We start from the raw sequence: 12,312 nt of genomic DNA on the forward strand, positions 1-12,312 counted from the left end.
TTTCGTATACTCTCCCTAAAACTTAAAATCCTTTATCATTATCATGAAGACCGTACTGCTCAAAAAATTCATCTCGGAAATCAAGCAGCCTGTCATCCATAATCGCTTGTCTGACATTACGCATCAATTGTATTAAGAAATGCAAGTTATGATACGTTGTCAGTCGGAGCCCGAAGGTTTCATCCGCTTTAATCAAATGTCGCAAGTAAGCACGTGAATAATTGCGACAGGTATAACAATCACAAGCAGGATCGAGCGGGCCAAAATCACTTGCATATTGGGCATTGCGAACGACAAGACGACCTTGGCTGGTCATCGTTGTCCCGTTGCGAGCAATTCGGGTTGGAAGTACACAATCGAACATATCCACACCACGGATAGAGCCTTCAATCAAAGCATCAGGCGAACCCACGCCCATCAAATAACGTGGCTTGTTGGTGGGAAGCAGAGGAACCGTATAATCGAGCACTTCATACATCAAATGTTTCGGTTCACCTACGCTCAGTCCACCAATAGCATACCCCGGGAAATCCATGGAAGTCAAATCCGCAGCGCTTTGCTTGCGCAGATCTTCATGCATGCCTCCCTGAACAATGGCAAACAGACCTTGATCATGAGGACGCGCGTGTGCCTCTAGACAACGCTCAGCCCAACGGCTGGTGCGTTCCAGTGACTTTTTCACATACTCATATTCAGCCGGAAACGGCGGACATTCATCGAAGGCCATCATAATATCTGAGCCAAGCGAGTTTTGAATTTCCATCGCCACTTCAGGCGAAAGAAACTTTTTATCTCCATTTAAATGAGAGCGAAAATGAACACCCTCCTCTGAAATCTTGCGCATTTCACTTAAAGAAAACACCTGGAATCCGCCGCTGTCCGTTAAAATAGGACGATCCCAATTCATAAACTTGTGCAGTCCACCCGCTTCACGAATAATATCGTGGCCAGGACGAAGAAACAAATGGTACGTGTTACTCAAAATAATTTGAGCATCCATCGCTTTCAGTTCCTCAGGACTCATCGTTTTAACAGTCGCCTGAGTTCCCACAGGCATAAAGGTTGGTGTCTCAATAACTCCGTGAGGAGTGTGTACACGCCCGAGACGGGCTCCCGATTGCTTGCAGGTTTTGATATGTTCGTATCTTATTGCTGGTGCCATATTTTCTCTACCATCCTTAATTAATAAATGAACATTGCATCCCCGAAGCTGAAAAACCGATATTGTCGGTCAATCGCCTCCTGGTAAGCATGCATAATATTCTCCCTGCCCGCCAGTGCGCTGACCAGCATAACCAAGGTGGATTTGGGCAAATGAAAATTCGTAATCATCGCATCCACCACACGGAATTCATAGCCTGGATAAATAAAAATCTGTGTCCAGCCACTACTGGCCTCTAATACTCCATCACCAAATTTATTACCCACCGTCTCCAGCGTCCGGCAACTGGTCGTCCCCACCGCCACGACTCTTCCACCGCGCGCCTTGGTTTCATTGAGCACATCGGCTGTTTCCTGTGACAATGAATAGTATTCTTCATGCATTACATGCTCTTCAATCGTATCCACAGACATCGGTCTGAACGTCCCTAGGCCAACATGAAGTGTGATAAAGGCAACGGTAACGCCCTTCTTTTTAATCTGGTCCAGCAATTCTTCTGTAAAGTGCAGCCCTGCCGTTGGAGCCGCAGCCGAACCTTCATGCCGAGCATAAACGGTCTGATAGCGCTCGCGGTCATCCAGTTGTTCCTTGATATACGGCGGAAGCGGCATTTGGCCCAAGCGGTCCAATATCTCCTGGAAAATACCGTCATATGAAAATGACAGTACCCTTCCGCCCATATCTCCTTCTTCCTCAATTACTGCTTTCAGCTCATCACCGAAAACGATAACAGCACCCTTTTTCAGCTTTTTACCAGGTTTCACCAATGCTTCCCATCGGTCCCCTTGCAGTTGCTTAAGTAACAAAACCTCAGCCTTAGCTCCCGTGTCTTCCTTGATGCCAAACAAGCGTGCAGGAATCACTCTCGTATCGTTTAATACCAACGTATCCCCTGGTTGGAGATACTGCACAATATCCGAAAACGTATGATGGCCCACTTCACCGTTATTTTTGTTTAATGTCAGTAATCTGGAAGCGCTCCGATCAAGCAAAGGCGTCTGTGCAATTAATGTTTCAGGCAGTTCAAAATCGTAGTCGTTTACGTTCATATATTGGTCAGTCCTTAACTATATCCACATTTTTATAATAGTGTTGCAAAATTTTCTTGTAATCATACCCCTGCTCGGCCAAACCATTGGCACCCCATTGGGATAAGCCCAAACCATGACCATTTCCTTTACCTGAAAAAATAAAGCTTTGTGTTTTGTCAATGACTCGTGCATGACGATCTTCATTCATGACGATCACCCCGTTACCACTTGAAGTACTGCTGCCAGATGCGGACAGGATTTGAGTGCCTTGTGTACCACTTACATGAGAAGTAGCCCCATCAGCGCCTAATACAGTATAACTTCCGGTACTCGCAATATCAAACAGTGTGCTCGGGAGTCCGCCCATTGCTGAGCGAAACATATCCGGATACTTCACTTTCAAAGGGGATCCGTTCGCTTCAACCTCCAACACTCGCCCTGATGGACCACGTTTGGTGACATCGAGGTGATTAATAGAGGAAGGCACTGTACCCGTTACTTTTCCTTGCAGGGATTTAGCAAGCTGAGCTGACGTAAAGGGCCCCCTCACCCATGCATAGTCTCCGGACTGAGGCACCTTTTCTAATACAATGATCTCTTCACCCGGCTGCGCCTTGGCTATTGGTGTAACCGTCGATTGAATTTGGGGAATAGGACGCACATTTGTATTTTCCGCAGTGACGGTGATTTTGTCTAACCCCGCTTCTGTGACACCCTCCAGTTCCTTAGCATTATCCTCACGAATATACCCTGTCTTGCCACTGAAGAGAAGTACATGATACCATTCCTGTGCTCCTTTTTGCGCCGAAGTATCCCCCGAGCTGTCTACGCTGGCAAAGGCTTCGCCACCACTGTTCCACACCTCAGAAGCATCTGCTGTCACACCGCCCGCATTAGATGAAAATACAGCTTCGACCACTTTGCCGCCACTTTTAATGACTTCACCAGCTGTTGCATCTACAGCCTCATTGACATTGGCATGTTCCGAGCTCTTACCGTTGTAAGCCTGGCTTAACGTGCCGTCTACCACATTGCCGATCTGAAACCGATTGCCTTGGGCAAGCGCGTAGCTACGAGCCGCTACCGCTTGAGCCTTGAGCGCTTCATCTGGCCATGAGGAATAGACCTCTGCTCCTACCACGGAATACAAATACTGCTCCAAAGGAACTTCGTTCACAAGCGCCAGCTGACCTGACGTCATGCCAATCTCCATCTCGCCGCGATATATACGCTGTGATCTTTCCATCACTTGTATTCCATCGTTACCACCGCTGACAATTACCTTGCTATTATCAGAACCACTTAGTTTGTAATGAGACATCACCTGCGAGCCAGTCGTGACTCCTGCTTCCTGTCTTATAATGAGGCCGGTTTGAGTAGCATTAACTTTAGACAGCGTGAGTCTCGGTTGCTTGCTCTCCAACTCAGTTTTCAAAGCCAACAGCTTGCTGTCATTACTTTCTTCTCCAACCCACACAGCATACTGACCTCTTGATTGAATCACAGTAAAAGCATCAAAGCCCGCCGCAGCAATTGTCGTTCGAACGAGATTAGCTTCCTGCTCGCTTCCGTAGCTTCCAGTGGACCAATGCTTGTTTCCCTTCACCTCGGCCTGCGCTCCGGTTGCCGAGGAAATCCGCTGTACAGCAGCCTGCGCAGACTGTTCACTAGCATATATTCCCGCGTACACTTGATACACAGAGCTACCATTTTTTGAACCGATAAAAACCGTAGGTTTATCATTAGTCTTTTGCAGGGCTTGTGCCGCTTTTATCGCCGCTGCTTCATTTCCTTCAAGTACCTTCACCCGATAGCTGTCTACACTAAAACGAGCTGTACTGTCTGGCAGTCCCATCCAAGTTTGAAAGCTGCCTCCACTGTTCTGTCCAACACTCAGACCTCCTGATGATTTCAAGGTTACAGCGGGGACTGTCGCTTTATATTTGCTACCTAGATCCGCAAAAATCACTACACGAATATCCTCTTGGGCGGCGGCAGCGTGAACGCCCGAAGACCAAGGTATGCACACTGTAGCTAATACCATAATCGCTGCTGCTCGTTTGGCCCGGCCCATCCATGCACCGAAAATACTTTCTCGGTTAAATGCTTTTCCACTCATTTCTGGCTCCCCCAATCTAGCTGCCTAGCACTTATATTTGCGTAATTTATCGGGCTCTCGATCCTTGTCTGTCCCTTTAAATACATCGGCGGAATAAACCAAAATATAAACCCGCCAAAATCTTACTTATACTCTCATTCCCTCAGTCATCCGTCAGCCGATATCGTATTCACCATACTGCATGTAACCATGCAATAATTTTTTTAAAAAAGTGCATCATGTTTCCTAATCACCGTGGATCCGTTGGCATGGGGATTCCAAGGTGGGCATATGCCGCCGGAGTCACTGTTCGTCCCCGAGGTGTTCTTTGTAAAAGACCAATTTGTAACAAATATGGTTCATACACGTCCTCAATAGTCTGACTCTCTTCACCAATGGTTGCAGCAATTGTGTCCAATCCTACAGGTCCGCCCCGGAATGAATGAATCATGGCCTTAAGCATTTTATGATCAATTTCATCCAGCCCGAGAGGATCTATTTGAAGTCTCTTTAGCGCCTCTGCAGCCAACTCAGAATGAATAATTCCATCTCCGGCAACCTGGGCAAAATCACGCACCCTTTTTAATAGTCGGTTGGCAATACGCGGTGTCCCCCGTGAACGCAATGCGATTTCCTCCGCCGCATCCCCGACAATTTCAATCTCCATAATATCCGCGTTCCTAGACACAATGTAAGCCAGCTCGTCTGTCGTATAAAACTCTAATCGACTAATAACACCAAACCGGTCACGCAATGGCGCAGAGAGCAGCCCAGCGCGCGTAGTGGCCCCTATAAGAGTAAAGGGTGGCAAATCCAGACGGACTGAGCGTGCACTCGGGCCTTTACCAATCATAATATCCAGCGCAAAATCCTCCATCGCCGGATACATGACTTCTTCCACCGTACGATGAAGGCGATGAATCTCATCAATGAACAAAACATCACCCTCTTGAAGATTGGTCAGCAATGCTGCCAAATCTCCCGGTCTTTCAATTGCAGGACCTGAAGTCGTACGCAGATTAACCCCCAACTCATTGGCAATAATGTTAGCAAGAGTTGTTTTACCCAACCCAGGCGGTCCGTACAACAGTACATGGTCCAACGCTTCTTTACGCATTTTGGCCGCTTCAATATATACTTTCAGATTTTCCTTAACCTGATTTTGCCCGATATATTCATTTAGATAACGGGGGCGAAGGCTTAGCTCCGCCGTCTGGTCTTCCATCATCAAATTGGCGGAAATAATCCGGTCATCCATATTCCATCGCTCCTCTTTTCACCAGACACTTGTTAACGGACATCCGCGTCCTATCCGGCAAACAACAGTTGCAAAGCCCGCTTCATCAAAATATCGGCAGATTCATCAGGTTTCGCATCTTTCTTCATTCTGCTCCATACCTTATCCAACTCAGTATCAGTATAACCGAGGGCCTTGAGCGCCTCACGGGCCTCGCCCCAATATGAACCTTCGCCTTCTTCTACGACAGGCTCAGCAAACAATCCGGTTGCCATCCCCAACGAGCCAATACCGTCCAGCTTGTCTTTCAAATCCAGAATCATACGTTGTGCCGTCTTTTTACCGATCCCCGGTAACTTGGTGAGAAATGTGATATTCTCCTGATAAATCGCCGTTACCACATGAGCCGGCGTACCGCCTCCTAAAATACCAAGCGCAACACGCGGTCCAATACCAGATACATCAATCAGTTTACGGAATAGCTGCTGCTCCTCACGGGTCGCAAAACCGAACAGTAAAATAGCATCTTCCCTTACATGATGGTGAATATAAACAACCACTGAACCTTCAGTTTTGGCGAACGCGTAAGGATTCGGACAAAATACCCGGTACCCTACACCCTGTACATCTAAAACGACATATTCATTTTCCAAATGGGCCACAGAACCACGCAAGAAATCTATCATTTTCGCAATACCTCATTTAATTTTGAATTTAGTCCATAGGAGTGCGCATGACAAATAGCCACCGCCAAAGCATCCGCTACATCGTCCGGTTTCGGCACAGTTTGAAGCTTTAGAAACATTCTAACCATTTCTTGTACCTGTTTCTTCTCAGCCTTACCATACCCTACAATAGCCTGCTTTACCTGCATCGGCGTGTATTCACCTATAGGCAAATTACGTTGTTTTGCAGCCAGCACCAGCACCCCACGTGCCTGACTTACAGACATAGCGGTTGTAACGTTGCGATTAAAAAAGAGCTTTTCCAGTGCTACCGCATCAGGCTTATATTTATCTATTAATTGCAACATGCCTTCATACACATGAAGCAGCCTTTCTTCTTCCGGTGTATGAGCCTCCGTCTGGATGCAGCCATACTGCACAGGCACCACTTTACTGCCAATCTTGTCTACAAACCCGAAGCCCACAATAGCAATACCCGGATCAATTCCTAGAAAACGCAAAAAAATCTCTCCCCTATCGCTCAATCATGGCGTAACTAATCAATAGCCAGCGTTATCCTGAATATACTCACGGTCAAATACCATATAAAGCGAACATATGTGTCGTTCTTTTCATTATAACAAAACTTTGTATCTAATAGAGGAAAAAATTTAAACATGAGTAAAAACATAAAAAGAGACGCTTCAAGCCTTACCTCATGGGCAAAGCCTAACGTCTCGCAGTTGTAATCAATAGTGCTGTTTTAATACCCTCTGTGTTCGCTCCACGGCAAAGTCACTAAAAGTGGAAATTACACTGTTATACTCATTTATATCCTGTACACGGATTCCCTGCTGAAGTTGTTTATACACCCCTTCTGGCAAGGCCGTCTCCATGGAACCCACATCCAATTGAAAAAAAGTGCGGATAACTTTTTCTCTTTTAGGCAGTCCTTCATACAATGTAAGCTGGCCGTCAGTGCTCAAACCCATGTATCCACGCTCTTTGCATGACTCTGACAAGTCTTCCACCCTGCGTTCCAGCCACACCTCTCCTTTGGTATTAAGTCGTCCCTTCCAATCGGGATGTTGCTTCAGTAAGGTCTCTAGCTGCTGTGAACTTAGCGTTCCCAAGGAAAGTGTTTCCGTACCACATACGTAGGTGGTTAACAGACGGGTCTTCCTGCTTATACCGGAAGCACGAATACTTTGTAATAGTTGCATATGTGAGGAGTGATCTTCAGTTGGACCGAGATGTGAAGCCTCCTCCATGCCCTCCTCTGCCATGACGGTAGTAGCGAGTGGCTGTGACAACATAGCCTGCATATAATTCGATAACAGAATACCCAACCCTGCCAGCAAACAAGCCGCACCCAAAATGCTACAGGCCCACACTGTTCTTCTCCACTGTTTCCAGCGCCGTTTCATCTGTTTTTTCCAACTTAATCGCTTCACAGTAATCCCTTCCGTCCCACTTTTTGTGTTAGTGTGACCTGGCGATTACTGATTTATACAAAAAGATAATTAATATAACAAAAAAGCCGCTGCTTCCAGCGACTTTCCTTTTGAATCGGGATGACACGATTTGAACATGCGACCCCCTGGTCCCAAACCAGGTGCTCTACCAAGCTGAGCTACATCCCGAAATACATGCCGGTGAGAGGACTCGAACCTCCACGGTTTCCCTCACGATTTTGAGTCGCGCGCGTCTGCCAATTCCGCCACACCGGCTTATGAAGTTAATGGCGCGCCCTGAGAGATTCGAACTCCCGGCCTTTTGATTCGTAGTCAAACGCTCTATCCAGCTGAGCTAAGGGCGCAAATATGGAGCGGACGACGGGAATCGAACCCGCGACCCTCGCCTTGGCAAGGCGATGCTCTACCGCTGAGCCACGTCCGCAATATCATTATATCCATGACATATAAGTGCATGAATGGTGAGCCATGAAGGACTCGAACCTTCGACACCCTGATTAAAAGTCAGGTGCTCTACCAACTGAGCTAATGGCTCCCAACAGGGTAACATAACTTTGTGAAAATGGCGGAACTGACGGGATTCGAACCCGCGATCTCCTGCGTGACAGGCAGGCATGTTAGGCCTCTACACCACAGTTCCATAGCAGTTTACATTCAAAAGTTAATTGGTTGCGGGGGCAGGATTTGAACCTGCGACCTTCGGGTTATGAGCCCGACGAGCTACCGAACTGCTCCACCCCGCGATAATATAAGGGACTTCTATTTAAATAAATGGTGGAGGCTGAGGGGTTCGAACCCCCGACCCTCTGCTTGTAAGGCAGATGCTCTCCCAGCTGAGCTAAGCCTCCATATTACTTATGACCCGTAGGGGATTCGAACCCCTGTTACCTCCGTGAAAGGGAGGTGTCTTAACCCCTTGACCAACGGGCCATACAATAAAATAATTATGGCGGAGAGAGAGGGATTCGAACCCTCGAGACGCTTTTGGCGCCTACACGATTTCCAATCGTGCTCCTTCGGCCAACTCGGACACCTCTCCATATGGCTCCCCGAACAGGACTCGAACCTGTGACAACTCGATTAACAGTCGAGTGCTCTACCAACTGAGCTATCAGGGAATAATAATCATAAAGCTCTGCTTGGCGACGTCCTACTCTCCCAGGACCCTGCGGTCCAAGTACCATCGGCGCTGGAGGGCTTAACGGTCGTGTTCGGGATGGGTACGTGTGGAACCCCTCCGCTATCGCCACCAAACATGAATTTGCTATGCAAATTCTTCCGTAAGGTTATTCGGTTCACCACATATCGTGTGAATGAATAGCCATGCGCTTGTCGTATGTCACTTATACATACCTTCAAGGTTACACCCTGAAAACTGGATCCGAAACTCATTTGCGTTTTATTTTAGGATAAGCCCTCGACCGATTAGTATTGGTCAGCTCCATGCATTACTGCACTTCCACCCCCAACCTATCTACCTCGTCGTCTTCAAGGGGTCTTACTAATTGGGAAATCTCATCTTGAGGGGGGCTTCACGCTTAGATGCTTTCAGCGCTTATCCCTTCCGTACATAGCTACCCAGCGGTGCTCCTGGCGGAACAACTGGTACACCAGCGGTACGTCCATCCCGGTCCTCTCGTACTAAGGACAGCTCCTCTCAAATTTCCTACGCCCACGACAGATAGGGACCGAACTGTCTCACGACGTTCTGAACCCAGCTCGCGTACCGCTTTAATGGGCGAACAGCCCAACCCTTGGGACCTACTTCAGCCCCAGGATGCGATGAGCCGACATCGAGGTGCCAAACCTCCCCGTCGATGTGGACTCTTGGGGGAGATAAGCCTGTTATCCCCAGGGTAGCTTTTATCCGTTGAGCGATGGCCCTTCCATGCGGTACCACCGGATCACTAAGCCCGACTTTCGTCCCTGCTCGACTTGTAGGTCTCGCAGTCAAGCTCCCTTCTGCCTTTGCACTCTTCGAATGATTTCCAACCATTCTGAGGGAACCTTGGGGCGCCTCCGTTACTCTTTAGGAGGCGACCGCCCCAGTCAAACTGCCCACCTGACACTGTCCTCGCACCGGTTTACGGTACCAAGTTAGAACCTAGATACGATCAGGGTGGTATCCCAAGGATGCCTCCCTTCAAGCTGGCGCTCAAAGTTCTACGGCTCCCACCTATCCTGTACAGACCGTACCCAAATTCAATATCAAGCTGCAGTAAAGCTCCATGGGGTCTTTCCGTCTTGTCGCGGGTAACCTGCATCTTCACAGGTATTAAAATTTCACCGGATCTCTCGTTGAGACAGCGCCCAAGTCGTTACGCCATTCGTGCGGGTCAGAATTTACCTGACAAGGAATTTCGCTACCTTAGGACCGTTATAGTTACGGCCGCCGTTTACTGGGGCTTCGGTTCATAGCTTCGCCCGAAGGCTTACCACTCCCCTTAACCTTCCAGCACCGGGCAGGCGTCAGCCCGTATACTTCGCCTTGCGGCTTCGCACAGACCTGTGTTTTTGCTAAACAGTCGCTTGGGCCTTTTCACTGCGGCCCCCTCGGGCTATTCACCCTACCGAGGCACCCCTTCTCCCGAAGTTACGGGGTCATTTTGCCGAGTTCCTTAACGAGAGTTCTTCCGCGCGCCTTAGAATTCTCTTCTCGCCTACCTGTGTCGGTTTGCGGTACGGGCACCTTCTCCTGGCTAGAGGCTTTTCTTGGCAGTCTGAGATCATGACCTTCGCTACTACAATTTTCGCTCCCCATCACAGCCCAGCCTTAATGATGTGCGGATTTGCCTACACATCAGCCTCACTGCTTAGACGGACATCCATCAGTCCGCGTCACTACCCTACTGCGTCACCCCATTGCTCATAACGGATTACGGTGGTACAGGAATTTCGACCTGTTGTCCTTCGACTACGCCTATCGGCCTCGCCTTAGGTCCCGACTTACCCTGAGCGGACGAACCTTCCTCAGGAACCCTTAGGCTTTCGGCGGATCTGATTCTCACAGATCTTTTCGTTACTCATACCGGCATTCTCACTTGAATGCAGTCCAGCGCTCCTTACGGTACACCTTCAACCCGCATTCAACGCTCCCCTACCCCTGATGCAAAGCATCAAGCCATAGCTTCGGTGGTGTGTTTAGCCCCGTTACATTTTCGGCGCAGAGTCACTCGACCAGTGAGCTATTACGCACTCTTTCAATGGTGGCTGCTTCTAAGCCAACATCCTGGTTGTCTGTGCAACTCCACATCCTTTCCCACTTAACACACACTTGGGGACCTTAGCTGATGGTCTGGGCTGTTTCCCTTTCGACAATGGATCTTAGCACTCACTGTCTGACTCCCGGAACTAAATCTATGGCATTCGGAGTTTGACTGAGCTTGGTAACCCTTGCGGGCCCCGCACCCAATCAGTGCTCTACCTCCACGATTCTTCTTTCCGAGGCTAGCCCTAAAGCTATTTCGGGGAGAACCAGCTATCTCCGGGTTCGATTGGAATTTCTCCGCTACCCCCACCTCATCCCCGCATTTTTCAACATGCGTGGGTTCGGGCCTCCAGTGCGTGTTACCGCACCTTCACCCTGGACAGGGGTAGATCACCCGGTTTCGGGTCTACGTCCACGTACTCAAATCGCCCTATTCAGACTCGCTTTCGCTGCGGCTTCAGCTCTTCACCTTAACCTTGCACGGGAACGTAACTCGCCGGTTCATTCTACAAAAGGCACGCCATCACCCATAAATAGGGCTCTGACTTCTTGTAAGCACACGGTTTCAGGATCTATTTCACTCCCCTTCCGGGGTGCTTTTCACCTTTCCCTCACGGTACTGCTTCACTATCGGTCGCCAGGGAGTATTTAGCCTTGGCAGATGGTCCTGCCGGATTCATACGGGGTTTCACGTGCCCCGCACTACTCGGGATCCGTCTCGGAGGGAACAAGTTTTGAACTACAGGGCTTTTACCTTCTTTGGCGGGCCTTTCCAGACCTCTTCATCTAACCGGTTCCTTTGTAACTCCATGTGAGACGTCCCACAACCCCAAGGAGCAAGCTCCTTGGTTTGGGCTAATCCGCGTTCGCTCGCCGCTACTGACGGAATCACTATTGTTTTCTCTTCCTCAGGGTACTTAGATGTTTCAGTTCCCCTGGTCTGCCTCTCACTCACCTATGAATTCAGTGAGTAGTGACTGTCGATGAAGACAGCCGGGTTTCCCCATTCGGACATCCCCGGATCAAAGCTTGCTTACAGCTCCCCGAGGCCTTATCGTTGTTCGCCACGTCCTTCGTCGGCTCCTGGCGCCTAGGCATCCTCCGTGTGCTCTTTGTAGCTTAACCTAGTATTTACATCGTAAATACGATTTGCTTTGAATTTCGGTTCAACACTTACGTGTGAATGAAATTCAAGGCAGCTACCTTTATTTCACTTGTTTACACAAGATCAGCTTAAAGGAATATTCTAAAACGCAATTTCGTTTCGGTATCCAGTTTTCAAGGTGCAATTCGCTTCATCGAAGCGAAACCCGATGAATATTTCGGTTCCACACGAATGTGTGAATGAAGTATTCGTCGAAGCTTGAGAGTTTGAGCTCTCAAAACTGAGCAACGAGTGAGTAACAGGCCTAAACCTGAGTTTTGAAGCTTACGCT

At 48.6% G+C, this 12,312-nt stretch carries 7 protein-coding genes, 11 tRNA genes and 2 rRNA genes; all 20 read right to left on the bottom strand.

Annotated elements, in window-relative coordinates; genetic code table 11:
* Nucleotides 1-22: 22 nt before the first annotated feature.
* The 20 genes from tgt to ACYCS5_RS05185 all read right to left on the bottom strand — a co-directional run bounded on the left by tgt (nucleotide 23) and on the right by ACYCS5_RS05185 (nucleotide 12,001).
* A complete protein-coding gene (tgt, locus tag ACYCS5_RS05090) occupies nucleotides 23-1,162 on the bottom strand; it encodes a tRNA guanosine(34) transglycosylase Tgt (protein WP_039275028.1) in 1,140 nt (379 codons plus the stop codon).
* A gap of 20 nt (nucleotides 1,163-1,182) precedes the next feature.
* A complete protein-coding gene (gene queA, locus ACYCS5_RS05095) occupies nucleotides 1,183-2,211 on the bottom strand; it encodes a tRNA preQ1(34) S-adenosylmethionine ribosyltransferase-isomerase QueA (RefSeq protein WP_029514801.1) in 1,029 nt (342 codons plus the stop codon).
* Nucleotides 2,212-2,218: 7 nt separating this feature from the next.
* The gene (locus ACYCS5_RS05100) at nucleotides 2,219-4,312 is read right to left on the bottom strand and encodes a SpoIID/LytB domain-containing protein (RefSeq protein ID WP_459760912.1); all 2,094 of its coding nucleotides are present in this window, start codon (nucleotides 4,310-4,312) and stop codon (nucleotides 2,219-2,221) included.
* 229 nt (nucleotides 4,313-4,541) lie between these two features.
* A complete protein-coding gene (gene ruvB, locus ACYCS5_RS05105) occupies nucleotides 4,542-5,549 on the bottom strand; it encodes a Holliday junction branch migration DNA helicase RuvB (RefSeq protein ID WP_013372650.1) in 1,008 nt (335 codons plus the stop codon).
* A gap of 50 nt (nucleotides 5,550-5,599) precedes the next feature.
* The gene (gene ruvA, locus ACYCS5_RS05110) at nucleotides 5,600-6,214 is read right to left on the bottom strand and encodes a Holliday junction branch migration protein RuvA (protein ID WP_459760913.1); all 615 of its coding nucleotides are present in this window, start codon (nucleotides 6,212-6,214) and stop codon (nucleotides 5,600-5,602) included.
* The gene (gene ruvC / locus ACYCS5_RS05115; protein WP_029514797.1) at nucleotides 6,211-6,714 is read right to left on the bottom strand and encodes a crossover junction endodeoxyribonuclease RuvC; all 504 of its coding nucleotides are present in this window, start codon (nucleotides 6,712-6,714) and stop codon (nucleotides 6,211-6,213) included. Before ruvC ends, ruvA begins: the two co-directional genes overlap by 4 nt.
* A gap of 228 nt (nucleotides 6,715-6,942) precedes the next feature.
* Nucleotides 6,943-7,647: a BofC C-terminal domain-containing protein gene (locus ACYCS5_RS05120; RefSeq protein ID WP_029514796.1), complete on the bottom strand. Its 705-nt coding sequence runs from the start codon at nucleotides 7,645-7,647 to the stop codon at nucleotides 6,943-6,945.
* Between the two features lie 115 nt (nucleotides 7,648-7,762).
* Nucleotides 7,763-7,836: transfer RNA gene (locus ACYCS5_RS05125), tRNA-Pro, on the bottom strand.
* Between the two features lie 7 nt (nucleotides 7,837-7,843).
* Nucleotides 7,844-7,923, bottom strand: a tRNA-Leu gene (locus ACYCS5_RS05130).
* A 12-nt stretch (nucleotides 7,924-7,935) separates the two neighbouring features.
* A tRNA-Arg gene (locus ACYCS5_RS05135) sits at nucleotides 7,936-8,012 on the bottom strand.
* A gap of 5 nt (nucleotides 8,013-8,017) precedes the next feature.
* A tRNA-Gly gene (locus tag ACYCS5_RS05140) sits at nucleotides 8,018-8,092 on the bottom strand.
* Between the two features lie 35 nt (nucleotides 8,093-8,127).
* A tRNA-Lys gene (locus tag ACYCS5_RS05145) sits at nucleotides 8,128-8,203 on the bottom strand.
* Between the two features lie 28 nt (nucleotides 8,204-8,231).
* A tRNA-Asp gene (locus tag ACYCS5_RS05150) sits at nucleotides 8,232-8,308 on the bottom strand.
* A gap of 26 nt (nucleotides 8,309-8,334) precedes the next feature.
* Nucleotides 8,335-8,411: transfer RNA gene (locus ACYCS5_RS05155), tRNA-Met, on the bottom strand.
* Between the two features lie 29 nt (nucleotides 8,412-8,440).
* A tRNA-Val gene (locus ACYCS5_RS05160) sits at nucleotides 8,441-8,516 on the bottom strand.
* Nucleotides 8,517-8,526: 10 nt separating this feature from the next.
* A tRNA-Glu gene (locus ACYCS5_RS05165) sits at nucleotides 8,527-8,598 on the bottom strand.
* Nucleotides 8,599-8,615: 17 nt separating this feature from the next.
* Nucleotides 8,616-8,707: transfer RNA gene (locus ACYCS5_RS05170), tRNA-Ser, on the bottom strand.
* A gap of 3 nt (nucleotides 8,708-8,710) precedes the next feature.
* Nucleotides 8,711-8,786: transfer RNA gene (locus ACYCS5_RS05175), tRNA-Asn, on the bottom strand.
* Nucleotides 8,787-8,805: 19 nt separating this feature from the next.
* Nucleotides 8,806-8,922 (bottom strand): 5S ribosomal RNA (gene rrf, locus ACYCS5_RS05180).
* A gap of 151 nt (nucleotides 8,923-9,073) precedes the next feature.
* Nucleotides 9,074-12,001: ribosomal RNA gene (locus ACYCS5_RS05185) — 23S ribosomal RNA — on the bottom strand.
* Nucleotides 12,002-12,312 lie beyond the last annotated feature (311 nt).

The organism is Paenibacillus sp. SEL3, assembly GCF_054602585.1.

Coding starts and splice junctions, on each gene's coding strand:
- tgt (WP_039275028.1), bottom strand. CDS start 1,162: ATGGCACCAGCAATAAGATACGAACATATCAAAACCTGCAAGCAATCG.
- queA (WP_029514801.1), bottom strand. CDS start 2,211: ATGAACGTAAACGACTACGATTTTGAACTGCCTGAAACATTAATTGCA.
- ACYCS5_RS05100 (WP_459760912.1), bottom strand. CDS start 4,312: ATGAGTGGAAAAGCATTTAACCGAGAAAGTATTTTCGGTGCATGGATG.
- ruvB (WP_013372650.1), bottom strand. CDS start 5,549: ATGGATGACCGGATTATTTCCGCCAATTTGATGATGGAAGACCAGACG.
- ruvA (WP_459760913.1), bottom strand. CDS start 6,214: ATGATAGATTTCTTGCGTGGTTCTGTGGCCCATTTGGAAAATGAATAT.